Source organism: Ruminococcoides intestinale (assembly GCF_040095935.1).
Lineage (GTDB): Bacteria > Bacillota > Clostridia > Oscillospirales > Acutalibacteraceae > Ruminococcoides > Ruminococcoides intestinale.
On the sequence record NZ_JBBMFQ010000004.1, the window covers coordinates 21,835 to 44,041 of the forward strand.

Sequence of the window (22,207 nt, forward strand, 5' to 3'; positions counted from 1 at the left end):
TTTTTCTATGTTAAAAATAAATATTATACTAAAGAAAGTATTTAACTTAGTTATAATATATGGTATAATATGAGCATATTAAGGGGGAATTTACATGAAAAGTTATAACCCTGATAAGGGTAATTATGATAAGGGAATGCTCTGTAATCAACAAAATAAAAAAAGAGGTTAAGCATTAGAAAAAATTGCTTAACCTCTTTGTTGTTTTAATAATAAAAAATCTTTTGTGTTACGGTGTAATAAATTTTAAAAATATATTATCTTGTTTCCTTGAAAATCGGCAGGCAAACTAAAATGACAGTAAGTTTGACTGCATTTTATCTTGTTTTAACTTAATTCAAAATTACTCAACTGAATTTTTAAAATCTCAAAAACCCAGTGTTTAAGCCACTTTTAAGGCATTTTAAGCAATTTTGGCAAAAAATAAAAGGCGGTTAAAAAACCACCTTTTTTGGTCGAGGTGACAGGACTTGAACCTGCGGCATCTTGGTCCCAAACCAAGCACTCTACCAAACTGAGCTACACCTCGAAATGTTGTTTAATAACAACAGCTTGATTATTATATACCATATTTTCGGATTTGTCAACATAATTTTCGTTTTTTATTAAAAATTAATTCAAATATTTTGAAAATCACCATAAAACAGACCGAAAATGTGGTAGAAAACAGCCGTCCCTACATAAGAAACGGCTGTTGGTGCAGGTAACTTGCAAGGGGGATAGGAATGGGGAAAATGGGGGATTTTGTTAGCTATATGTAAGCTACGGAACATAATTATGAACAATTCAGGATAATATAAGACTATATTTTGTTGATTGCATTCACTAATTCTTTTGGGTTAATGTGGGTGTAAACCTTTTCGGTCAAGTCCATTTTCGACTTGTGACCAACTATTTTTTTGATGATTGTATGGTTCACATTTGCCGATACAAGCATTGAAATGCAGGTGTGTCTTGTTTCGTGTATGGTGTGGTCTAAACCTAAATCGTTTTGCAGAGGTGTCCAGTAGTTGCGTTTAAAGTTATCGTATTTCAGCGGCTTGCCATTGGTATTATTCAGAACATATCCACATTGAGAATCGCTGATGAATTTCTGCCAAAACGGCAGTACTTTGTCTGCTATAGGCACGGTTCGTACACCTGAATCGGTCTTTGAACTTTCAACAAAGAAAGTCTGTTCGTCAAGGTTTACATTTGAAATTTTTAGGTCGAGCAATTCGGACACACGCACTCCCGAATAAATCAGCATAAGCACTATTTTTACCGAATCAAGATTTGAATATTCCCACAAAAGATTTATTTCGCTTTCCGAAAACTCCCTGCGTGCTCGTTTTGTTTCATCTGACTTGGCATTGATTTTCAATTTTTCTGCAAGATTGTTATGGAGCATATCGTGAAATATGCAGTATTCGTAGATTTTGTTCAACAGAATTTTAATTCGCCTAACCGATTGATAACCGTTGTGGCAGTTATCGAGAACTCGTTGCATGTCAATGATTTTTATATCGGACATCTTGCGATTGTATAACATTGAGCATTGTTTGTATGCCGCATTATACTGTCTTTTGGTGTTCGGATTTGTGTTTTCAGTGATGAACTCCTTGTACCAAAGTTCATAAATTTCTGAAAAAGTGCGTCTTGCCGAATCAACATCAAACGGGTTTTGATTGTAATCAGCAAGAGCGTTCAGGGCTTTAGGCTTGTTTGGAAAGTAGCCTATAACTCTGCGTTCCTGATTGCGTGTTTCTTTGTTGTATCCTATTGTCACGCAGGCAACCCACGGATTGCGCCTGTTTCCGCTCAGCTTATAAACAGAGCCGTAGCCGTTAGGCAGTTTCATTTTATACACTCCTTTTGCTTAAAAAAGGGTGCAAAAATCCCTTGTGCTTTAAATTACTTGAAAAACACAAGGGATTGTGATACAATTATCTTGCATTAAACTGCATCATCTGCACCCTGTGTAGGTGGTTTCCGCTCTGACTTGCGCCAACAGGTCAGGGCGGTTTTTTTTATTTATTTATCTCTTCCATTATTGTATCTATTTTATCTATGTCGAGACTGTAGCAACGGATATTGCCTAAAGTTTTTTTGATTATTAAACCGTAATCGGACAGGGTGTTTAACCTGTTTGTAACTGTACTTCTGCTTAATTTCATAATATCCATTAGTTCCTTTGTGCTTATTCCGCTTTCGGAAAACAAACTTGCCTGAATAAGCAAAAAATACAGATTACTATATTTTTCGTCGGCGCCTTTAGGCAGAAAGATAATGCACTTTCCGTAATGTGTCAGTTGCTCTAATCTTTTCTCCAAAGCGTACACCAACTTGTGCAACGAATCATCAATAATATCGGTAAACATAATTATAAAAGGAGTTAAATCTCCCTTGTTTTTCGGGTCATTACACACCTTGAATGCCTTGTAGTAATCGTTTATGTTCTCTTTAATAGAATAAGACATTCTGTAACCGATAATTGATTCAAATTCTTTTGACAACAAGTAACTGCTGATGAAACGGGATGTCCTTCCGTTGCCGTCATAGAAAGGATGAATGTAACCAAAGAGGTAATGAAAAATTGATATTCTGAAAACACACTCAATGCTTTTGTCATTAAGTATTGCCAACGCTTTATTCATACACTCTATAATTTTTTCTTCGGGATTAACTCCTCTGTGAAGTTCTTTTTGCGTTGCACTGAGGACGCTTGTTGAATCTTTTCTGAAGATTTTACCGTCAGGCAAATCAGACGGGTTATCTTCTTCGATTTCAAAATATACTAAATCATTGTACAGGTTGCGGATATCTTCGCAGGTGTCAAAGGACATAGTTTCATTTTTTTGCAACATAAGATATTTTTGCACAAGCCCCATAAAACGCTTCCCGTGGCTCTTTGTTTCCAGTTCTGACAAGACACTGTTAATTTCTCTTCTTGAGCTGTAAACACCTTCAATATCATTTGTCTTTACAATTTCATCAACCAAACATCTGATAGCGAAATGGTCAATTGCTTTTTCGGGTAATGAATCCCTTAAAGCTTTGATTTGCTTATCGGTTTTATAAATGTCACGAATTTTCGTAATAAATTCGGGTATCATCACAAAAAAAGCAGGGTTATCGTGTATCAGAAAATCTAAGTGTACTGCGTATTCGCTTTTATACCTTTCGTTGTAAATTTTTTCATAATTTTCTTTGTCAGAATAAAACAGCTTATCTAAAGATTTATACCCCAAATGTATCACCTCTCCAATAAGTATTATATGCCGTAATTTAACAATTATACGCATATATCAGAAAAGCAATTCGTAAAAATAGGCTGTTTTTACGAATTGAATATAATTATACACCGACAAATTTACAAAATCAATATATTTTTACAAATTTAACTGTTACAGTAAAACAGCTTTTCTCACTGTAACGATTTACTGACTTCTTTTACAAGACCGAGGATTTGAACACGGGTGACATCGTTATTTTTGAACACTCGTGGGGGATAGTAGGGGTTGACTGAATGAAGTTCAACGGTGTTATCGTTGTAAAGGACCTTTTTAACAACAGCCTCTTCATCGTCAACGAGGACTGCGGCAATCTGACCGCTGTCAACGGAGGTTTGCTTTTTAATAAGAATTTTACTGCCGTCATCAATCAGAGGGCTCATAGAATCGCCGTGAACATTTATCCATATATATTTATCCTGTTCTGAGGGGCAAGTGATGTATGTAGGCATATAGTCAACAGGCACATCCTGAGCTATCACTCCGAACCCTGCCGAAATGCTGTCATATACCGGTCGCATAAATACATTTGTTTGCGGAAGGGGGGTTGCTTGTTCCGGTGTTTTATCGTCCCAACCCATAATATATGCAGGAGTAGTTCCTAAAGCTTTACAAAGCGGTTCTAATACGCTTGTTGGTAACTTTTCAATCTCGCTGCTTTCATATCTGTATATTGTAGCTCTGTTCTTTCCTATCAGCTCGGCAAGTTTATCAACAGTTATATTTTTTTCTTCTCGCAATTTTTTAATGCGTTCGCCGATTGTCATAAGTAACACCTTTTTTCAATATATTGTTATTGACATAATGCAAAATAAGTTGTATTATAATGGTAGTAAGGGAACGGCTTTAGCTGTTCCGCTATTCAAAAACTAATTATTTTTTATAACCGTCTTGTATTGCAGTACAGGGCGGTTATTTCTTTATGGTGAACACAATAAAAAATGTGAAAATTACTATCACAGCTATGTATTCCACGCAATCACCCCCTTTCTCAAGGGAGTCGAAACAGCCGCCACCGTTCCTTTACTGTACAGTATTATAACATAACGGTTGCAAAAATGCAACTACTTTTTGAAAAAATAAAAATAATTTTGCAAAAATGCGAAAAATATATTGACAATAACTTACAAGGGTGGTATCATATAGTTGTCGCAGAAATGCAACACAATAAAAACTGGAGGTGATAAAATTGACTAATGTTGATAAGCTGAAAGGGGCTATCAAGGAGAAAAGATTAACCCCTGAAAAGGTTGCTGAAAGTATCGGTATCGACAAAAGTACGATGTATCGTAAACTTTCTAACGGTGGTGAGGATTTTACCATTAAGCAGGCAGACGCTATCACACAAATTCTCGGATTAACAGGTGATGAGGCACAGGCTATTTTTTTTAGTCAGTTTGTCGCATAAATGCAACTATTATATTAAGGGGGTGAGAAAATGGGATTTTTTAATAATTTATTCAACATAGAAAAAGCACCAACAGTCAACAAGACTGTCAGTGCACCTTATGTTCCGCCTTATCCTTTAGAAAAAGATTTTTATACTTTTGATAAGGTAGAGTGGAGCGGAGCGTTACCACCTCATTCAATGACACTTTCTTTTGTACTTCCTTATTCCGATTGGTGCGAATTTGAAAAGTCAGACCTTTATCGAGATTTGGAGAATTATCTTCAGGAATTACAAAAACGAGGTAACCCGAATGAGAATGTAGGCACTCAAGATTGATAGGCAGATGTTCATTGTATGTCGGAACATACTCATCAACACCTTTTGCCTTGTGATGATAAGAATTAACTTCGTGGGTGTTGTAATCTTCGGTGTACTCTATGCCGTTCAGAACTAATTGAATGTCGGTAACAGAAATAGGCAGTTGCGATTTATTGTTAAGTTTATAATGAATGAAAAGTCTTTTCTTTCCCTGCACGCCTAATTTGTATGCGTATTCAAGCATTGTGATTTCCAAATTCACTTTGTGCGAAACAAAATAGTTAATCAGGTTTATTAAAGATATTAAAAAGCCTGCAATGCCTAAAATACCACTAATTATTACCCACATATAATCAGCTCCTTTGCTCGATTACAACATTTGCAAAAGATATTTGCAACACAATCAATAATACCACAATCGCAGTCCTATTAAACGGACTTTGCTTAAAAGAGGTGAAGAAATGAAAAATAAAATGATAGGCAACTATTCAAATGAAGGAGTGCTTAATATATCGGCTACAAATTTGCAGGAGTTTGAAAGCCTTATAAAAAAGGCAAAAAAACAAGCTGACGAATTGCAGGATACAATCAATCAGCTTGAATTCTTCAATTTTAGTTTTAAGTTCTCAACAGATAAGGATAATTAGTTACCTTCTATCATTCTTTCTGCATTGACAGCGGATATATCAGAATCTATGAAAGAAACAATAGCGTTTATAAATTCGACTAAGTTATCAATATTATAATCTTTGAATTTTCTTTCGTAATGTGTTTCATCATTACCAAGCCAAGCAGAGGCTACTGCTAATTTTTTGATTCTGTTGTTATCAATGTAATCATTGATACATCTTGATAATGGTGCTTTAACGATATTATCTTTATTGTTCGGCTGTAACATTATTGCGTAATCCTTTACTAAGAACTCTAAGGCTTTTCTGTAAGCCATACCTGAAATATCTTTTAATTCGTACTGTTCGGAAGCATAAGCCTGATTGTAAATGTTACAAAAATCAGGGGATAAGTCTTTTATGTGTTTAGGAAACTCTCGTTCTTCTACTCTAGAAATAGGTTCGAAGCCCATAAGTTCAGTTAAACCGTGATAAGGACCTATATGATAATTACCTAAAAAGGTCTTTTCACAATTGTGACAGAAGAAATGAACGAAAAGATTTGGATAAGTATGTTCATCGTCAATATAGTAGGAGCTTAAATACGAGGGGTCGCCAGATTTGTGACACATAGGACAGACTGACGGATATTCGATTTCAAGATTTTTCTTACTAAAGTTATCGTTCAATGATTCGCAGTTATAAATTGCCTTTTTGATAAGCAAAGACCCCTTTCATTATATAGTGTAATGAATTGCCGTTCATCACTACATATAGTATATCATAGAAAGTTGGTGAAATCAATGCACATCAATGAATTTGCTGAAATATTGCTCAAAAGCAGAAAACAGAAAGGCTTTTCGCAAAGTGAGCTTGCTAAGAAATCGGGCTTTACTAAAAGAGCTATTCAGTATTGGGAAAAAGGCAAAAAGAGCATATCTCTTGAAAATGCCGACAGGCTCTTAACGGCTTTGGGTGTAGAAATCAAGATAGGTAAAACAGAAAGCAGGTGAGAAAATGGCAAAACTTAAACTTATTGACACAAAGGACAAGTTCCTTCTTGAAATTGACGGAACAGAAATTCCGTATGTTACAAGCTATCAGATAACACGAACGGTCAGCGAGGTTGTACTGCTCAAACTGGCTCTCAGCGTAGCTGATGTTGAATCAGTCGAAATCGTTTCAGACAAAATTACCAACGAAAATTAAGGAGGTGTACATATGGACACAGTTCAGATGAACAAAAAAATCAAAGAAATTATGGATAGCAGTGATGTCTATTTGCTTTCTGAGGATGCCGCAAAGGCTATTGGAGTTGCTCCGCAAAACTTGCGTGAACAGGCAAAGGACGAACCCGAAAAATTGGGATTCAATGTAATTGTAGTCGGCACATCTATCCGTATTCCGAGAATACCGTTTCTCAATTATATTCTCGGTTCAAACCCAATGAAAGGAACGACACAAAATGGCATTTAAAGATTTACTTACACGCAGAAAACTGCTTAAGGAGAATGAGAGCCTCAGAGCAGAGAACAGACATCTCAGCATTGAGCTGAGAAACGCAAGGGCAGACCTCGCCCTTGAACTGGTGACATCAAGCGGTTATCGCAACGAAAACCGTACACTTCGCAATAAGCTCAAAGCCTATGAATCATCAGAACCCGAAACAATCGGCTTTGAATGTGTGGGGGTGAAGAAATGAAAGAAAATGTTTTTGAACGAATGGAAAGAATTGACGGACAGAGAAAAATCTCTGATTTCATTGTTAAGCAAAAACAGGATTATGAATTTAAAGTTAAGTATGCAACTATCAGAGCGAGAGAATTTGCCGAAGAATGCGATAGACGAGAATTAAACTATCACGTTTCGGTCGGCGGTCTTGATAGCATTACATTATTTATCTTTTTAAAGTCGATTGGAATCCGTGCCCCGGGAATCAGCGTTTCTTACCTTGAAGATTCAAGCATACAAAAAATACATAAAGAGCTCGGAATTGAAAGGTTAAAGCCATCAGTTCGGTATATTGACAGTGCAGGAAAAGAACACCGCTGGACTAAACAGGATATAATTCAGGAGTTTGGATTTCCTGTCTTATCAAAAGAAATTGCCGCCAAGATTGAATTACTTGCAAATCCGACAGAAAAAAACAAAACTGTTCGACACGCTATTGTAACAGGCGAAACAGGGGCCTATGGCGGTTATCAAAAAAACAGTCGTATGAAAATGTCGCAAAAATGGCTTGAAAAGTTCGGCGGTTATGCGAACAATGAAGAGGGTACAAATTATCAAATTCCAAATTTCAAAGTGTCATCAAAATGCTGCTATTATCTAAAAGAAAAGCCTTGTGACACTTGGGCAAAAGAACATAACAGCGTGCCTTATCTTGGCTTGATGGCTTCCGAAGGCGGAAGAAGAGCCAAATCCTTAATGATAAATGGTTGTAATTATTTTGGTAAATCTACAATCAGATCAGCACCATTTGCGATTTTTAACAGACAGGACATTTTGCAACTTGCTCTTGATTTAAATGTTCCTGTTCCCGAAATATATGGAAAAATCGAGAGGCAAGAAGATGGTACTTTGTACACAACCAAAGCTCAAAGAACAGGTTGCTCAATGTGCGGATTTGGTTTGCACTTGGAAAAGCGCCCTCATAGATTTGACTTACTTAAAGAGCGAAATCCTAAAGAGTGGGAGTATTGGATGTATAACTGCTGCACAGATGATAAAACAGGCGAAAGATACGGCTGGGCAAGGGTGTTGGATTATATCAATGTTAAATATTAATTGCAATTGCAAAGAAAAATCCGCTGAAGCTCTGCAAAGCCTCAACGGACAAAGAAAAATACCTTAATTAAATGATAGACAATTTTAAGCGAATTGTCAAGGAGGACTTTAATATGTCAGTAAAAATATCAGCTTTTGAAATCGAAAATGTAAAAAGAGTAAAGGCGGTTGCTTATGAACCGACCGAAAACGGACTTACCGTGTTGGGCGGTAAAAACGGACAGGGCAAGACATCTGTTCTTGACGCAATTGCGTGGGCTCTCGGCGGTAATCGTTTCGCTCCGTCTGCTCCGTACCGTGAGGGTTCAACGATTCCGCCACATCTTAAAATCAAGCTCTCAAACGGTATTGTTGTGGAGCGTAGCGGTAAGAACAGCAGTCTTAAAGTAATTGACACCGCAGGCAACAAAGGCGGACAGGCTTTGCTTGACGCATTTGTCAGTAACTTTGCTCTTGACCTGCCGAAATTTATGAATGCAACCGGCAAGGAAAAGGCTGACACGCTCCTGCAGATTATCGGTGTAGGCAACAGAGTTTATGAACTTGAAACGCAGGAAACACAGGTGTATAACGAGCGTCGTGCTATCGGTCAGATTGCAGACCAAAAGAAAAAGTTTGCCGCCGAAATGCCCGAATACGAAGGCGTGCCGAATGAACCTGTATCAGCCTCTGAACTTATCAATAAACAGCAGGAAATTCTTGCACGCAACGGTGAAAATAACCGTCTGAGAGCAGAAAAAGATAACCTTGAAATCCGTGCCAACAATTTGCAGAGCGAAATCAACAGGCTTAACGAGGATTTGAGAAAATACAATTCCGAACTTACAAAAGTGCTTGCACAGCTTGAACAGAGCAGAAAGACCGTTGCCGAACTGCACGATGAAAGCACGGCAGAGCTTGAAAGAAACATTACCGAGATTGACGAAATTAACCGCAAAGTCAGAGCCAACCTCGATAAAGCGAAAGCTGATGAGGACGCAAAGGAATATTACGGCAAGTACGCCGATATGACAGCACAGCTTGAAGAAATCCGCAAAACAAAATATGACTTGCTCAACAACGCAAATTTACCCCTTGACGGCTTATCGGTTGAAAAGGGCGAGCTTACATATAACGGTTTTAAGTGGGACAATATGAGCGGTTCTGAACAGCTTCGTGTCGCTACGGCAATTGTACGCAAACTCAATCCCGAATGCGGATTTGTCTTGCTTGACAAGCTCGAACAAATGGACACCGACACACTCAAAGACTTTGCAAAATGGCTTGAATCAGAGGGACTGCAGGCTATTGCAACAAGAGTTTCAAACGGTGATGAATGTTCAATTATCATTGAGGACGGTTATATTAAGTCCGAAACAACCGCACCTGTTACAACACCGACTTGGACAGAAGGAGAGTTTTAATTATGGCTACAAGAACTACAGCTAAAACAACAGCAAAAACAAATACAAACGAATGTGTAATCAAATGCAATCCGCACAGAGAGCTTGCCTGCGGTTATACCAAGGTCAAGATTATGCCTGAAAACTATTCAAGAATTGTTTTGATTGCAGGTATGACAGGCAAGTCAATACAGGATCTGACAAACGAACTGCTCAACTACGCAATCGACTATGTTGTCATTGATGTTGACGGCAATAAAATCAATTTTTCAGATGTACAGGGGGTAAGATAAATGAACATTACAAGAGGTAAAATCAAGTCGGCTCAAAAGGTTGTAATTTACGGTCCCGAGGGTATCGGCAAGTCAACTTTTGCTTCGCAGTTTCCGAACCCTCTGTTTATCGACACGGAGGGCAGCACAAAAAACCTTGATGTTGCGAGAATGGATAAGCCGACATCGTGGACTATGCTCAAAAGTCAGCTTGAATATATCAAAAGCAATCCGACTGTATGCAAGACGGTTGTTATTGACACAATCGACTGGGCAGAACAGCTTTGTATTGATGATATTTGCTCAAAGTACGGCAAAAAAGGTATTGAGGATTTCGGTTACGGAAACGGATATGTTTACGAAAAAGAGGAGTTCGGCAGATTTTTGAACAGCCTTGAAGATTTGATTGACAGAGGTATCAATGTTGTGCTCACCGCACACGCACAGCTCCGCAAGTTTTCACAGCCTGATGAAATCGGTGAATATGACCGTTGGGAGCTTAAACTCGGCAAAAAGACTGCTTCACAGATTTCTCCGCTTGTAAAAGAATGGGCGGATATGGTGCTTTTCGCAAACTATAAAACAGTAGCGGTAGCAACCGACAAAGACGGCAGAAAGTACAAAGCGCAGGGCGGAGGGAGAGTAATGCACACGCTTCATCATCCCTGTTGGGACGCAAAGAATCGTCACGGACTGCCCGAAGAAATGGATTTTAGCTATGCAGGCATTGCCCATATTTTTAATGATGTTGCACCTGTAAATAACGGTCCTGTTTCGCAGAATCCGATACCTCAACCACCTAAGGCAGAGCCTGCGACACAGCCTGTGCCACAACCTACGCAGATTGAAAAAGTTCCCGAGCCTGTTCCGCTGTCAACACCTCAGATACAGAATGATAAATCTGTCAATATTCCCGAGGGCATACCAAAAGCTCTTGCCGACCTTATGAGAGCTAACGGTGTTGATGAAAGCGAAATCAGACAGGCGGTGTTTACACAGGGACACTACCCTTACGATACACCAATCACAAACTATGACCCACGATTTATTAACGGTTGCCTTGTGGGAGCGTGGAATAAGGTATTCGAAGTGATACAGAGCAACCGTGACTTACCGTTTTAATAAGAAAGGAAGATGTATAAATGGATAGAGAATTTGGTTGGAACGACGAAATAACCGAAGAGGGCGGAAATTATGAACCGCTCCCCGAGGATGATTATGATTTTACAGTAGCAAAGGTTGAGCGTGCTCGCTCACAGGGTAAAGGCAAACTGCCGCCGTGCAATATGGCAAAGGTGACTTTTGATGTGTGGGGAGCAGATGACAAGCGAGAAATTACAGTTAATTTCGTACTGCACTCCTCGCTTGAATGGAAGCTGTCACAGCTCTTTTTGTCCGTGTCAATGAAAAAGCACGGCGAACCGCTCCGTATGGACTGGACAGGCATTATCGGCAAGAAAGGTAAATGTCAGGTTATCATACGCAAATATGTCAAGAATGACGGTACAGAGGGCGTAACAAATGACATCAAGTATTTTTATGCCTACGATGAGCAGGTGACAACGGTATCTCCTGCCGTAGCACAGCCTGCACCTCAGCAGTATGTACAGCCTACATATCCGCCACAGTATAACACACAGCCTGCAACGCCAAATACTGCGATGCCGAATAACTGGACACCGGGTAGCTTTTAATGCAGTTACGACCGTATCAGAATGAAGCGAAGAATGCCGTTTTCTCCGAGTGGGAAAGCGGCAATTTAAAAACATTACTTGTCTTGCCTACAGGCTGTGGCAAGACGATAGTTTTTGCAAAAATCACCGAAGAATGTGTCCGTCGAGGTGACAGGGTGCTGATACTTGCCCACCGTGGAGAATTGCTCGACCAAGCGGCGGACAAAATCCAAAAAGCAACAGGACTTAATTCGTCGGTTGAAAAAGCCGAGCAAAGTTGCATAGGTTCGTGGAACAGGGTTGTTGTAGGCTCTGTACAGACGCTTATGCGTGAGAAAAGGCTGTCAAACTTTGACAGCGATTATTTCGACACAATCATTATTGATGAAGCACATCACTCAATCAGCGACAGCTATCAGCGTGTGCTTGAGCATTTTGACAATGCAAAAGTGTTGGGTGTTACCGCAACACCCGACCGAGGAGATATGAAAAATTTAGGAACAGTATTTGATTCGCTTGCGTATGAGTACACGCTCCCTAAGGCTATCAAAGAGGGATATCTGTCACCGATTAAAGCTGTGACAATACCGCTTACACTTGACCTTTCGGGAGTTGCCACACAGGCAGGAGATTTTAAAGCAAGTGATATTGACACGGCACTTGATCCGTATCTTTATCAGATTGCCGAAGAAATGAAAAAATACTGTAAGAACCGTAAAACTGTTGTGTTTTTACCACTTGTAAAAACATCGCAGAAATTTAAAGACATTTTGAACGAAAAAGGCTTTAAAGCGGCAGAGGTCAACGGTAACAGCGAAGACAGAGCGGAAGTATTGCAGGATTTTGAAAATGATAAGTACAACGTGCTGTGCAACTCAATGCTTTTAACCGAGGGTTGGGACTGCCCAAGTGTTGACTGCGTTGTCGTTTTAAGACCTACAAAGGTGCGTGGGCTTTACTGCCAAATGGTCGGCAGAGGAACAAGGCTTGCACCAAACAAGACGGAGCTTTTGCTACTCGACTTTTTGTGGCACACAGAAAGGCACGAACTTTGCAGACCTGCACATCTCATTTGCGATAACGAAGAGGTCGCACAAAAGATGACCGAAAACTTATCGGAACAGGCAGGCTGTCCGATTGACATTGAAGAAGCGGAGGAAAAAGCAAGTGAAGATGTTGTTGCTCAGCGTGAAGAAGCGCTTGCAAATCAGCTTGCGGAAATGCGAACACGCAAACGCAAACTTGTAGATCCGTTGCAGTACGAAATGTCAATTCAGGCGCAGGACCTTGCAGGATATGTTCCTGCATTCGGCTGGGAGTGTTCTCCGCCTACAGACAAACAGAAAGCAAAACTTGAAAAGCTCGGAATATTCCCCGATGAAATTCAGAGTGCCGGCAAAGCAAAACTTATTCTTGACAGGCTCGAAAAGCGAAGAATTGAGGGCTTAACCACACCTAAACAAATCCGTATGCTTGAAAGCAGAGGTTTTCAGCACGTGGGCAAATGGCAGTTTGACGAAGCGTCAGCTTTGATTTCAAGGATTGCCGCAAACGGTTGGAGAACTCCGAAAAACATTAACCCGAAAACATATGTACCGCAAAGCGAGGTGAATACGGTTGGACTTACTTAATGCACTTGAATACATCAGTCCGTCAGAGCTTGACTACCAAGACTGGGTAAATGTCGGAATGGCACTCAAACAAGAGGGATACAGCGTAAAAGACTGGGACGATTGGAGCAGAGCAGACAACCGCTATCACAACGGTGAGTGCGAAAAGAAATGGCAGAGCTTTAACGGCTCTGCTTCACCTGTCACAGCAGGCACGATAATCCAAATGGCTAAAGACAGGGGGATGACTTTTCGTGAATCGAAAGAACTCGGCTGGAATGACGAAATTGCTTTTGAACAGGGCGATATTGGAGTAACAGCCTGTGAGGGTGTAAAGTTTCACGAGCCTGCAAACTGGAATCCTGTGAATGAAATTGTAACCTACCTTGAAACCCTCTTTGACAGCTCCGAAAATGTCGGCTATGTAACCGAAACTTGGGAGAAGAACGATAACGGCAAGGTTAAATATCTGCCTACAAAGGGCAGTTGTGACCGTACGGCAGGTGAGCTTATTGCCGCCCTCAACAATTGTGACGGTGATATTTCAAATGTATTCGGCGATTACAAACCCGAGGCAGGAGCGTGGATAAGGTTTAATCCATTGGACGGTAAGGGTGTTAAAAACGAGAATGTAACCGATTATCGTTACGCTCTGGTGGAATCTGACTGTATGGCTCTTGAAGAACAAAATGCAATCATCAGAGAGCTTGAGCTGCCTGTTGCGGTGCTTGTTTATTCGGGCGGAAAATCAGTCCACGCTATTGTTAAGATTGATGCCGCAAACTATGACGAATACCGCAAAAGAGTTGATTATCTCTACAATGTGTGCAATAAGAACGGCTTTGAAATCGACAAGCAGAACCGCAATCCGTCAAGGCTGAGCCGTATGCCCGGTGTTATCCGTAACGGCAAAAAGCAGTTTATCATTGACACCAATATCGGTAAATCCGACTTTGCCGAGTGGAAAGACTGGGTGGAGAGCATTAACGATGACTTGCCCGATCTTGAGAACCTCGCAGATTTTTTTGAAAATCCTCCTGAACTTGCTCCGCCTCTGATTGAGGGAGTATTGCGACAGGGACATAAAATGCTCCTCGGCGGACCTTCTAAAGCCGGCAAATCGTTCGGGCTGATTGAATTGTGTATTGCAATTGCCGAGGGAACAGAATGGTTCGGCTTTAAGTGTGCGCAGGGCAATGTTTTGTATGTGAACCTTGAACTTGACCGTGCGTCCTGTTTTCACAGATTCAAGGATGTATATGAAGCATTAGGACTTGAACCAAAAAACTTAAACAGAATTGATATTTGGAACTTGCGTGGCAAGTCCGTGCCTATGGATAAGTTAGCGCCTATGCTCATACGCAGAGCTTTAAAAGGCAACTTTATAGCTGTTGTGATTGACCCGATATACAAGGTTATCACAGGTGATGAGAACAGTGCTGACCAAATGGCCCACTTTTGCAACCAGTTTGATAAGGTGTGTACCGAAATCGGTTGTGCGGTAATCTACTGTCACCACCATTCAAAAGGTGCTCAGGGCGGTAAAAAGTCAATGGACAGAGTTTCGGGCTCGGGTGTTTTCGCTCGTGACCCCGATGCACTCCTTGACCTTACAAGGCTTGAAATCAGCGAAGATTTGATGAAACAGCAAAAGGATGAAAGAACCTGTAAAATCTGCAAAGACTGGATAGGTCGCTTCAACAAAATCAGTGAAGTGTGTTCGCAGGATGATTTGGTAATGGCAAATAATATGATTGACATCGCACGCAAAACGCTTCCTGAACAGTCTTTTAAACTGATGATGTCAGATGTTGCCCGTGCCGAAAAAACCGTAAAAGGGATGTCAGCGTGGAGAATAGAGGGTACTCTGCGAGAGTTTCCGGCATTTGATGCACTTAACCTTTGGTTTGATTATCCGATTCACAAATCGGACGCAACAGGTGTGTTGAAGGACTGTAATTTTGAGGGCGATTTTGACCCGCCTTATAAGAAGAATTTCGGTAAGAAAAATACTAAATCGGAAAACAAAAAAGGACGCATGGAATCTCTTATGACAGCCTTTACGGCAGAAGAGAATAACGGTCAGGCAGATATAAATGACATTGCTACATATCTTGGAGTTACCGAAAAAACAGTCCGAAATCGACTAAAAGAACACGGCGGATTTTGGATTGACGGCGGTAAAACAGGATTAAAGGAAAAGGAAAAAGTCGAATAAATTTTCCCTTTCCGTCAAATTTGGAAGGAAAATTTTATCGAGATTTTCTCTTTCCGTGAGGGAAAATAGGGAAAATTTCCCGAGATTTTCCTTTTCTAAAAATGACGGAAAATGACTTTTTTCTCGAGATTTTCCGAGGGAAAGAAAAAGTATATATACTACGTATATATAAACGGTGTCCGTTCCCTAAAGGTCACAGGGGTGAAGTAGTTGTGCGAAGCTTACGCACAACAACTCCTTCCCCTGACCTGTGACTAAAAGCAAAATTCAAAAATTAAAAGTAGCTTTAATGCTTTAAAGGAGTGAAATATAAAAATGGATTTTTTTATGGCGATGATACCGCCGACCGTAACTGCACAGGAACATAAGGTTATGGTAAAAAACGGCAAACCTGTTTTTTACAATCCGCCCGAGGTGAAACAGGCAAGAGAAAAGCTCACGTCACATTTAGCAAAGTTTAAACCGTCAGAACCGTACGAGTCGGCTGTCAGGTTGATAACAAAGTGGTGCTTTCCTCGTGGTAAACATCAAGACGGCGAATATCGTATAACAAAACCTGACACGGACAATCTGCAAAAAATGCTAAAAGACTGTATGACCGCTCTCGGCTTTTGGTCTGATGACGCACTTGTCGCAAGTGAGATATGCGAAAAGTTTTGGGCGGATGTTCCGGGTATTTACATCGAGGTGGAAATGCTGTGAATATCTCGGAAGTTAAACGCAACCTTGAAAGAACCGTGCTGTACAATGGAGCAGAATACGTTCTGAAAGGCTGTATCATCAGACGGAATACAACGGGTCGGTTTTACTATCAAGCAGAGCTTATGGACACCAAAGCCAAAAGCTCGTTGATTGTAACTGCACTTGATAAGATTGACGAAAGGAGAGAAAGCATTGAAAGCGAGAATACCGCCTAAGATTCCGAAACAGCTTAAACAGGAAGCTGAACGGATTGCCAAAAACGCATACGAGCAGATCCGAGAAAAAGAAAACAAGGACATCACACGCAGAGTATTTAAAACAATGCTGTATGCTTTGCATAAGGATTTCGGATTTGGTCGTGACAGATGTGCAAAGGCACTAAAGTCTATGACCGAAATAATTGAACACTCCGACACTGACGAAGTGTTTTGGGAGCATATCGACAGGGTTGTCATCGACAAGTTAAAACTTGAATTTGACAAACGAGATTACACCGACAACGGAAAAGTTGTTAATTTTGAAGGAGAATGAAGAAAATGAAACTCAGACAGGAAATCAATAACACCCGTGATATGATTGACGGTGAACTCAATCGCATTATGGTCACAGATGATATAGAAGAGATAAGAGGGTTGACATATTATTTATTTTGTAACATAAATGATCTTATCTGCAAGAATCAACAAAGAATTGCCAAATCGTTGAGAGGTGAAGAAAATGAAAGATATTAAAAACATTACCGTTAATTACGATAACAATGAAAGCAAGACGATCACAAAGGGACTTGTTATTGATTTTGGTAAACTTGATAACGATGAGGGCGATGTTTGCTTTAATATGTGTAACATCAAAGGTAAGGATTTGCATTTGATTGTAACCGCTGTTGTTGCGTTGGCGCAGGAACTTGGTATGCTTGACGAGGAGCGTGAAGTGGATTGACGGTTAAAGATTATTTATATTCGGTCAGGGTTTCGGATAAGCTGATCAGAACGAAAGAACACGAGCTGTCGAAACTTAGGCTGAATATTGCACAGGTATCAGTTAAGCAGAACGAGCCTGTTAAGACATCGGGAGTGAATGACCCTATGCGGATTGTGGACAGGATTGCAGACCTTCAGGCTGAAATCAATCGGGAAATTGACAATCTTGTGCGGTTGAAAACTGAAATCCGCAGTAAAATCAACGCACTTGACGATTACCGTTACATTGCAATTTTGACCGAGTATTACATAAATTGTCAGAGGTGGGAGGATATTGCCGAGAGTATGGAAATGAGCGTAAGGCATACCCTGAGATTGCACGGCGAAGCGTTACAGGCGTTCCGAAAAAAGTTCAATTTCTCGTAAAATTATTTTGAAATGTCATTGAATGTCACCCTTACCCTGCGTATAATGGTATTATGAAAGTTTGACAAACAGGACATATGTAAAACTCTCCTAAGATAAAAATCGCACAGACCGCTCTCATTTGAGGGCGGTTTTGCTTTTGCGGGGTGGAATTAATGTATAAAGATAAATGCGGTACAAGTTACGAAAACAGTACAAGGACGATTTTTGAAGGTGCAGGAGAATATGACATCCCGATTATCAAGCCTACAAAAATTACTGAAAACAAATTCATTGGATTTAACGAAATTTTAAGCAGTAAGCAAAGTGATTGCGGAGTACATTTTTTCCTTGACGATTACCAGTTTCAGAGGTTGTGGAATACACCCGACAGGTATATTGAGAGTCTACAAAAATTCAGTTGTGTATTATCGCCTGATTTCAGTCTTTACACTGATTATCCGACAGCGTTGCAGATTTATAACCACTATCGCAAGCATTGGATAGGTGCATATTTACAGCTCTACGGTATTGAGGTGATACCTACAATTTGTTGGAGTGATGAAAAGAGTTTTGAATGGTGTTTTGACGGCGAACCTATTGGCGGTACTGTTGCCGTGTCAAGTGTCGGCACACAGAAAAACAAGATTGCCAAAGAACTGTTTTTGAAAGGCTACAAAGAAATGATTGAACGCTTACAGCCTGAAACAATTATCTTCTACGGCAGAGTCCCCGAAGAATGCGAGGAGAACATTATCAACATCAAATCATTTCAGGAAAAATTCAGGAGGTCAGAATAATGGGCGGAAGAGGCTCTTCAAGCGGTATAAGTGATAAGGGAAAGAAGTACGGTACAGAATATCACACAGTTGCTCAATTTGGTGAAATAAAAGTAATTCATATGAATGGTAATACTTCGATAAAAGCTCCTATGGAAACTATGACAAAAAATAGAGTGTATGCTACTCTTGACAAACAGAGCAACATCAAAAGTGTTACTTTTTATGACAACTACGGCGAAAGAATAAAACAAATTGACGTTAAAGGTAGACCTCATAATGGAATGATGCCACATACCCATTTGGGTTATGAACATAATGAAATTGGAGATCGTCAATTGACTGATAAAGAACAGAAATATGTAAGTGCATTATTGAATAAATGGGAAAGAAAAAGAAAACACTTGAATATTTAGAAATTTATTGATATAATATTATAAACGCAGGGGATAGTTTAAATAGGAAAACAGTTTTTACAGATTCCGGTGCAACTCCGGAAACCTGTGTTTAAAGACAGTACAGAAATGTGCTGTCTTTTCTTTTGCTTATTTTTAGAAAGGGCGGTGATACCGTGAAAGACAAATTAAATGCAAGACAGCGTAAATTTGCTGAATATTATGCACAAAGCGGTAACGCCGCTGAGAGTGCTGTTAAGGCAGGATATTCCGCAAAATATGCTAATACCAATGCTTCAAAATTACTACAAAATACTACAATCGCAAATTATATCAAAGAGCTTTCCGATAAGCTCAAAGATGAGCGCATTATGAGTGCAAAGGACAGACAGGTTGCTTTGTCCGACATTGCAAGGAATGACGGGCAGGACACCTCCGACAGAATGAGGGCGATTGACACGCTCAACAAGATGACGGGCGAATACACCGTTAAGGTTGACGCAAAGGTTGAGCAGTCCGAAAAGCTATCCGATGTGTTCAGGCAGTTGGGCGGTGAGGGGCTGAGTGAGTAACAAATTTCCGCTGTCACAAAAGTATATCGACTTTATCAACACAACAAATGTGTCGGCTGAATTTCTTGAAGGCACTACAGCCTCAGGAAAAACAACAGTCGGAGCAGGCGTTAAGTTTATGCGAATGGTGTCGCAGTCGCCGAAGAAGCTTCACGCAATTGCCGCCAAAAACACGGGCAAGGCTGAGGAAACTATAATTCAACAGGACAACGGTATTCTCGACTTGCACCGCAACGCAGTCTATTGTGGTAACGGCGACAAGGATTACAAGCTGCCGCATATCAAGTTTGAGGGCAAAATCATCTATATTCTCGGTTACAGCAGTCGGGATAAGTGGGAAATGGTTCTCGGTGCGCAGTTTGGGTGCGTTTATATTGACGAAATCAACACCGCCGATATCGAGTTTATCCGAGAGATGTCAACCCGTAATGACTATATGCTTGCAACGCTGAATCCCGATGATCCGAGCCTGCCTGTGTATAAGGAGTTTGTCAACCGCTCCCGTCCTTTTAAAAAATATGAAAACGATGTTCCTCCCGAGATTACGGCGGAGCTTACCGAAGAACCTGTACCAAATTGGCGGTATTGGTTCTTTTCTTTTGCCGACAATTTAAGTCTTACACCTGAACAGATTGAAAAGAAAAAGAACTCTGCACCGAAAGGTACAAAGCTCTATAAAAATAAAATCTTAGGTTTGCGAGGCAGAGCAACAGGTCTTGTGTTCCCGAATTTTGAGAGGGCAAGACATATCAAATCAAAAGAGTGGGCAGGAAAGTTTTTGAACTGTAACCGCAAGTCGGAACACTTTGTTCAGTTCACCGCAGGTCTTGATACCGCCTATTCGCAGAAGTCGCCTGACACTATCGCAATGACATTTTACGGCATTACCAATCACGGTAAGTGTGTTCAGCTTGATGAAAGAGTTTACAACAATGCCGAAATGCAAACACCTATTGCCCCGAGTGACACAGTGAAGAATTTTATTGATTTTCTTGACCGCAACCGTGATGAATGGGGCTTTGCACGCACGGCTTTTATTGACAGCGCCGACCAAGCGACTATTACCGAATTTCAAAAGTATAAGCGACAGCACGGCTGTGTCTATGACTTTGCAAATGCATGGAAGAAAACGAAGATTATCGACCGAATCAATCTTGTACTCGGCTGGCTTGCCACCGACTGTTATTTTGTGCTTGAACATTGTAAAAACACGATTGCCGAGTTTGAAATTTACAGCTGGCGAGAGGATAAAGACAACACACCCGAGGACGGTCACGACCATTGCATTAACAGCGGTCAATATGCGTGGCTGCCGTTTAAAAATATTATTGGAAGTGAAATAAATGGGGCTGATTAACAGAATGGCTGAATCTATCAGATCGGGAATTAAAAACTTTTTGCAGATTACTCCTGCAAGCGACAAAACAATTACCGTCACCGAAACAAGCAATCATCTGACCGAGTGCTTTATCAATCGCATTTGGTATTGGGGCAACAGCAGACAGCTTGCGGAGCTGTACAGGCAGATTGATACAAACAAAACTATGTTTTGGGCGGCAAAAAGCACAAAGGGGCTTGAAATCCGTAAAATACACACGGGCTTGCCGGCACTCATCTGCGAAACGCTTGTGAATATCGTAATTGCCGACTACAACGGCACAGATGTTACAAGTAAAAATTCAACCGCTTATGCAGAGCGTTGGGAAGACATTGAAAAGCAGAACAAATTGTCCGACACGGTTAAGCAAATGCTCCGTGACCTATGTGTTGTCGGTGACGGTGCTTTTAAGGTCAGCTTTGACACGGCTGTATCAGATGTTCCGATTGTTGAATGGTATCCTGCCGAAAACATCGACTTTACATATGTGCGTGGCAGAATCCGAGAGGTTAAGTTTTACACCGATTACACGCAAAAACACCGCCGTTACCGCTTTGAAGAAACATACGGTTACGGCTATATTCACTATGCTTTGTATGATGACAACGGCAAAGAGATTGACCTGCACACGGTAGACGCACTTTCTTGGATTGATTCAAAGGGTGTTACATTTGACGAATCATATATGTGGGCTGTACCTGTCCTTTACGGCAAATCGTGCCACAAGGGCAGAGGTGCGGGCATTATTGGCATAAAAACAGACGCTTTCGACAGCCTTGATGAAGTGTGGTCACAGTGGATGGACGCACTCAGAGCCTGCCGAACAAAGCAGTATGTGCCTAATTGCCTTGTTCCGAGAAATCCCGAAACCTGTCAGCCGATGTCGCCAAATCCGTTTGACAACCGATTTATCACCGTGGGCAACGATATGTCTGAAAACGGCAACGGCAACAGGATTTACACCGAAAGTCCGCAGATTCAGCACGAAAGCTATTTGAGTTCATACATTACTGCCCTCGACCTCTGCTTACAGGGCATTATATCGCCGTCAACTCTCGGCATTGATACGAAGAAGCTTGATAATGCAGACGCTCAGCGTGAAAAGGAAAAGACAACCCTTTACACAAGGCAGAACCTTGTGAAAATTACGCAGAACGCACTTCAAAGCCTTGTTGCAGTTGTACTCAATGCAGACGGTGAACTTAACGGCAAGGGTATTGTTGAGGGCTTGGAAGTATCCGTAAACTTCGGCGAATATGCAAATCCGAGCTTTGAAAGTCAGGTTGAAACCGTGTCAAAAGCAAGACAGGGCGGTTTGATGTCAGTTGAAACCTCGGTTGACGAGCTTTACGGCGACAGCAAGTCGGAGGATTGGAAAGCCGAAGAGGTGCAGAGAATTAAGGAAGAACAGGGCATTGCAGGCGAAGAAGAAAAATCGGAGCTTGACGATGTGGACCTTACCGACACGGGCAATGAACCCGATAAACCCGAAGATATCGCAAATCAGGACGATGACAGCAAATGAG

General features: G+C 40.8%; 29 protein-coding genes and 1 tRNA gene. 24 read left to right on the top strand and 6 right to left on the bottom strand.

Annotation, left to right across the window (positions count from 1 at the left end):
- Positions 1–452: 452 nt before the first annotated feature.
- From WMO31_RS07665 to WMO31_RS07680, 4 genes are all read right to left on the bottom strand, one after another.
- Positions 453–529 (bottom strand) — tRNA-Pro (locus tag WMO31_RS07665).
- 273 nt (positions 530–802) lie between these two features.
- Complete coding sequence (locus WMO31_RS07670; protein WP_367999469.1) at positions 803–1,840, bottom strand: tyrosine-type recombinase/integrase; 1,038 nt, start codon at positions 1,838–1,840, stop codon at positions 803–805.
- Between the two features lie 169 nt (positions 1,841–2,009).
- On the bottom strand, positions 2,010–3,230 hold the full coding sequence (locus tag WMO31_RS07675) for a Fic family protein (RefSeq protein ID WP_367999470.1): 1,221 nt from the start codon (positions 3,228–3,230) through the stop codon (positions 2,010–2,012).
- A gap of 176 nt (positions 3,231–3,406) precedes the next feature.
- Entirely contained in the window at positions 3,407–4,039 is a 633-nt protein-coding gene (locus tag WMO31_RS07680; RefSeq protein ID WP_303667693.1) for a LexA family protein, read from the bottom strand.
- A gap of 422 nt (positions 4,040–4,461) precedes the next feature.
- Between WMO31_RS07680 and WMO31_RS07685 the strand changes: the two genes are divergently transcribed.
- Positions 4,462–4,680 carry a helix-turn-helix domain-containing protein gene (locus WMO31_RS07685; RefSeq protein ID WP_117967752.1) on the top strand — a complete coding sequence of 73 codons (219 nt, stop codon included), beginning with the start codon at positions 4,462–4,464 and terminating at the stop codon, positions 4,678–4,680.
- 88 nt (positions 4,681–4,768) lie between these two features.
- On the opposite strand, the gene WMO31_RS07690 is transcribed toward WMO31_RS07685, so the two are convergent.
- Positions 4,769–5,329: a hypothetical protein gene (locus WMO31_RS07690; RefSeq protein ID WP_101028771.1), complete on the bottom strand. Its 561-nt coding sequence runs from the start codon at positions 5,327–5,329 to the stop codon at positions 4,769–4,771.
- Between the two features lie 112 nt (positions 5,330–5,441).
- Here WMO31_RS07690 and WMO31_RS07695 point away from each other — a divergent pair, with 112 nt between their 5' ends.
- The gene (locus WMO31_RS07695) at positions 5,442–5,627 is read left to right on the top strand and encodes a hypothetical protein (RefSeq protein WP_293638383.1); all 186 of its coding nucleotides are present in this window, start codon (positions 5,442–5,444) and stop codon (positions 5,625–5,627) included.
- Here WMO31_RS07695 and WMO31_RS07700 read toward each other — a convergent pair.
- Positions 5,624–6,313: a hypothetical protein gene (locus WMO31_RS07700; RefSeq protein ID WP_303667691.1), complete on the bottom strand. Its 690-nt coding sequence runs from the start codon at positions 6,311–6,313 to the stop codon at positions 5,624–5,626. The genes WMO31_RS07695 and WMO31_RS07700 overlap by 4 nt on opposite strands.
- A gap of 78 nt (positions 6,314–6,391) precedes the next feature.
- Here WMO31_RS07700 and WMO31_RS07705 point away from each other — a divergent pair, with 78 nt between their 5' ends.
- The 22 genes from WMO31_RS07705 (at position 6,392) to WMO31_RS07810 (ending at position 22,206) form a co-directional block, all read left to right on the top strand.
- On the top strand, positions 6,392–6,601 hold the full coding sequence (locus tag WMO31_RS07705; protein WP_117838524.1) for a helix-turn-helix domain-containing protein: 210 nt from the start codon (positions 6,392–6,394) through the stop codon (positions 6,599–6,601).
- Between the two features lie 4 nt (positions 6,602–6,605).
- A complete protein-coding gene (locus WMO31_RS07710) occupies positions 6,606–6,797 on the top strand; it encodes a hypothetical protein (protein WP_117882358.1) in 192 nt (63 codons plus the stop codon).
- Positions 6,798–6,809: 12 nt separating this feature from the next.
- Positions 6,810–7,064, top strand: coding sequence for a hypothetical protein (locus WMO31_RS07715; RefSeq protein WP_303667690.1), 255 nt, complete (start codon positions 6,810–6,812; stop codon positions 7,062–7,064).
- Positions 7,054–7,290, top strand: a complete 237-nt coding sequence (locus WMO31_RS07720; RefSeq protein WP_303667689.1) for an MreC domain-containing protein — start codon at positions 7,054–7,056, stop codon at positions 7,288–7,290. The genes WMO31_RS07715 and WMO31_RS07720 overlap by 11 nt, the downstream gene beginning before the upstream one ends.
- Positions 7,287–8,375 (top strand): hypothetical protein, encoded by a 1,089-nt coding sequence (locus WMO31_RS07725; protein ID WP_303667688.1) that lies wholly within the window; start codon positions 7,287–7,289, stop codon positions 8,373–8,375. Before WMO31_RS07720 ends, WMO31_RS07725 begins: the two co-directional genes overlap by 4 nt.
- Before the next feature lie 113 nt (positions 8,376–8,488).
- A complete protein-coding gene (locus WMO31_RS07730) occupies positions 8,489–9,778 on the top strand; it encodes an AAA family ATPase (protein WP_367999471.1) in 1,290 nt (429 codons plus the stop codon).
- Between the two features lie 2 nt (positions 9,779–9,780).
- A complete protein-coding gene (locus WMO31_RS07735; protein WP_101028766.1) occupies positions 9,781–10,050 on the top strand; it encodes a hypothetical protein in 270 nt (89 codons plus the stop codon).
- Entirely contained in the window at positions 10,051–11,151 is a 1,101-nt protein-coding gene (locus tag WMO31_RS07740; RefSeq protein WP_303667686.1) for an AAA family ATPase, read from the top strand. It begins immediately after the preceding gene.
- Positions 11,152–11,171: 20 nt separating this feature from the next.
- Positions 11,172–11,723 carry a hypothetical protein gene (locus WMO31_RS07745; protein ID WP_303667685.1) on the top strand — a complete coding sequence of 184 codons (552 nt, stop codon included), beginning with the start codon at positions 11,172–11,174 and terminating at the stop codon, positions 11,721–11,723.
- Positions 11,723–13,333 carry a DEAD/DEAH box helicase gene (locus tag WMO31_RS07750; RefSeq protein ID WP_367999472.1) on the top strand — a complete coding sequence of 537 codons (1,611 nt, stop codon included), beginning with the start codon at positions 11,723–11,725 and terminating at the stop codon, positions 13,331–13,333. Before WMO31_RS07745 ends, WMO31_RS07750 begins: the two co-directional genes overlap by 1 nt.
- On the top strand, positions 13,320–15,530 hold the full coding sequence (locus WMO31_RS07755; protein ID WP_303667683.1) for an AAA family ATPase: 2,211 nt from the start codon (positions 13,320–13,322) through the stop codon (positions 15,528–15,530). The genes WMO31_RS07750 and WMO31_RS07755 overlap by 14 nt, the downstream gene beginning before the upstream one ends.
- A gap of 315 nt (positions 15,531–15,845) precedes the next feature.
- Positions 15,846–16,232 carry a RusA family crossover junction endodeoxyribonuclease gene (locus WMO31_RS07760; RefSeq protein WP_303667682.1) on the top strand — a complete coding sequence of 129 codons (387 nt, stop codon included), beginning with the start codon at positions 15,846–15,848 and terminating at the stop codon, positions 16,230–16,232.
- Complete coding sequence (locus WMO31_RS07765; RefSeq protein WP_303667681.1) at positions 16,229–16,447, top strand: hypothetical protein; 219 nt, start codon at positions 16,229–16,231, stop codon at positions 16,445–16,447. The genes WMO31_RS07760 and WMO31_RS07765 overlap by 4 nt, the downstream gene beginning before the upstream one ends.
- A complete protein-coding gene (locus WMO31_RS07770) occupies positions 16,425–16,763 on the top strand; it encodes a hypothetical protein (RefSeq protein WP_296642485.1) in 339 nt (112 codons plus the stop codon). The genes WMO31_RS07765 and WMO31_RS07770 overlap by 23 nt, the downstream gene beginning before the upstream one ends.
- 5 nt (positions 16,764–16,768) lie before the next feature.
- Positions 16,769–16,963 carry a hypothetical protein gene (locus tag WMO31_RS07775; protein WP_306526367.1) on the top strand — a complete coding sequence of 65 codons (195 nt, stop codon included), beginning with the start codon at positions 16,769–16,771 and terminating at the stop codon, positions 16,961–16,963.
- Complete coding sequence (locus WMO31_RS07780) at positions 16,950–17,171, top strand: hypothetical protein (RefSeq protein ID WP_367999473.1); 222 nt, start codon at positions 16,950–16,952, stop codon at positions 17,169–17,171. The genes WMO31_RS07775 and WMO31_RS07780 overlap by 14 nt, the downstream gene beginning before the upstream one ends.
- Positions 17,168–17,578, top strand: a complete 411-nt coding sequence (locus WMO31_RS07785; RefSeq protein ID WP_303667674.1) for a DUF1492 domain-containing protein — start codon at positions 17,168–17,170, stop codon at positions 17,576–17,578. The genes WMO31_RS07780 and WMO31_RS07785 overlap by 4 nt, the downstream gene beginning before the upstream one ends.
- Positions 17,579–17,733: 155 nt before the next feature.
- Complete coding sequence (locus WMO31_RS07790) at positions 17,734–18,357, top strand: DUF4417 domain-containing protein (RefSeq protein WP_367999474.1); 624 nt, start codon at positions 17,734–17,736, stop codon at positions 18,355–18,357.
- Positions 18,357–18,752 (top strand): polymorphic toxin type 24 domain-containing protein, encoded by a 396-nt coding sequence (locus WMO31_RS07795; protein WP_117949256.1) that lies wholly within the window; start codon positions 18,357–18,359, stop codon positions 18,750–18,752. The genes WMO31_RS07790 and WMO31_RS07795 overlap by 1 nt, the downstream gene beginning before the upstream one ends.
- Before the next feature lie 155 nt (positions 18,753–18,907).
- Complete coding sequence (locus WMO31_RS07800; RefSeq protein WP_367999475.1) at positions 18,908–19,303, top strand: terminase small subunit; 396 nt, start codon at positions 18,908–18,910, stop codon at positions 19,301–19,303.
- Complete coding sequence (locus WMO31_RS07805; RefSeq protein WP_367999476.1) at positions 19,296–20,660, top strand: terminase large subunit domain-containing protein; 1,365 nt, start codon at positions 19,296–19,298, stop codon at positions 20,658–20,660. The genes WMO31_RS07800 and WMO31_RS07805 overlap by 8 nt, the downstream gene beginning before the upstream one ends.
- Complete coding sequence (locus tag WMO31_RS07810) at positions 20,647–22,206, top strand: capsid protein (protein ID WP_367999477.1); 1,560 nt, start codon at positions 20,647–20,649, stop codon at positions 22,204–22,206. Before WMO31_RS07805 ends, WMO31_RS07810 begins: the two co-directional genes overlap by 14 nt.
- Position 22,207: the final 1 nt, after the last annotated feature.

What these genes read in the sequence shown, in the direction of transcription:
- WMO31_RS07670 (WP_367999469.1), bottom strand. Translation starts at nt 1,840, where the DNA reads ATGAAACTGCCTAACGGCTACGGCTCTGTTTATAAGCTGAGCGGAAAC.
- WMO31_RS07680 (WP_303667693.1), bottom strand. Translation starts at nt 4,039, where the DNA reads ATGACAATCGGCGAACGCATTAAAAAATTGCGAGAAGAAAAAAATATA.
- WMO31_RS07690 (WP_101028771.1), bottom strand. Translation starts at nt 5,329, where the DNA reads ATGTGGGTAATAATTAGTGGTATTTTAGGCATTGCAGGCTTTTTAATA.
- WMO31_RS07695 (WP_293638383.1), top strand. Translation starts at nt 5,442, where the DNA reads ATGAAAAATAAAATGATAGGCAACTATTCAAATGAAGGAGTGCTTAAT.
- WMO31_RS07705 (WP_117838524.1), top strand. Translation starts at nt 6,392, where the DNA reads ATGCACATCAATGAATTTGCTGAAATATTGCTCAAAAGCAGAAAACAG.
- WMO31_RS07710 (WP_117882358.1), top strand. Translation starts at nt 6,606, where the DNA reads ATGGCAAAACTTAAACTTATTGACACAAAGGACAAGTTCCTTCTTGAA.
- WMO31_RS07715 (WP_303667690.1), top strand. Translation starts at nt 6,810, where the DNA reads ATGGACACAGTTCAGATGAACAAAAAAATCAAAGAAATTATGGATAGC.
- WMO31_RS07720 (WP_303667689.1), top strand. Translation starts at nt 7,054, where the DNA reads ATGGCATTTAAAGATTTACTTACACGCAGAAAACTGCTTAAGGAGAAT.
- WMO31_RS07725 (WP_303667688.1), top strand. Translation starts at nt 7,287, where the DNA reads ATGAAAGAAAATGTTTTTGAACGAATGGAAAGAATTGACGGACAGAGA.
- WMO31_RS07730 (WP_367999471.1), top strand. Translation starts at nt 8,489, where the DNA reads ATGTCAGTAAAAATATCAGCTTTTGAAATCGAAAATGTAAAAAGAGTA.
- WMO31_RS07735 (WP_101028766.1), top strand. Translation starts at nt 9,781, where the DNA reads ATGGCTACAAGAACTACAGCTAAAACAACAGCAAAAACAAATACAAAC.
- WMO31_RS07740 (WP_303667686.1), top strand. Translation starts at nt 10,051, where the DNA reads ATGAACATTACAAGAGGTAAAATCAAGTCGGCTCAAAAGGTTGTAATT.
- WMO31_RS07745 (WP_303667685.1), top strand. Translation starts at nt 11,172, where the DNA reads ATGGATAGAGAATTTGGTTGGAACGACGAAATAACCGAAGAGGGCGGA.
- WMO31_RS07750 (WP_367999472.1), top strand. Translation starts at nt 11,723, where the DNA reads ATGCAGTTACGACCGTATCAGAATGAAGCGAAGAATGCCGTTTTCTCC.
- WMO31_RS07760 (WP_303667682.1), top strand. Translation starts at nt 15,846, where the DNA reads ATGGATTTTTTTATGGCGATGATACCGCCGACCGTAACTGCACAGGAA.
- WMO31_RS07775 (WP_306526367.1), top strand. Translation starts at nt 16,769, where the DNA reads ATGAAACTCAGACAGGAAATCAATAACACCCGTGATATGATTGACGGT.
- WMO31_RS07780 (WP_367999473.1), top strand. Translation starts at nt 16,950, where the DNA reads ATGAAAGATATTAAAAACATTACCGTTAATTACGATAACAATGAAAGC.
- WMO31_RS07790 (WP_367999474.1), top strand. Translation starts at nt 17,734, where the DNA reads ATGTATAAAGATAAATGCGGTACAAGTTACGAAAACAGTACAAGGACG.
- WMO31_RS07795 (WP_117949256.1), top strand. Translation starts at nt 18,357, where the DNA reads ATGGGCGGAAGAGGCTCTTCAAGCGGTATAAGTGATAAGGGAAAGAAG.
- WMO31_RS07810 (WP_367999477.1), top strand. Translation starts at nt 20,647, where the DNA reads ATGGGGCTGATTAACAGAATGGCTGAATCTATCAGATCGGGAATTAAA.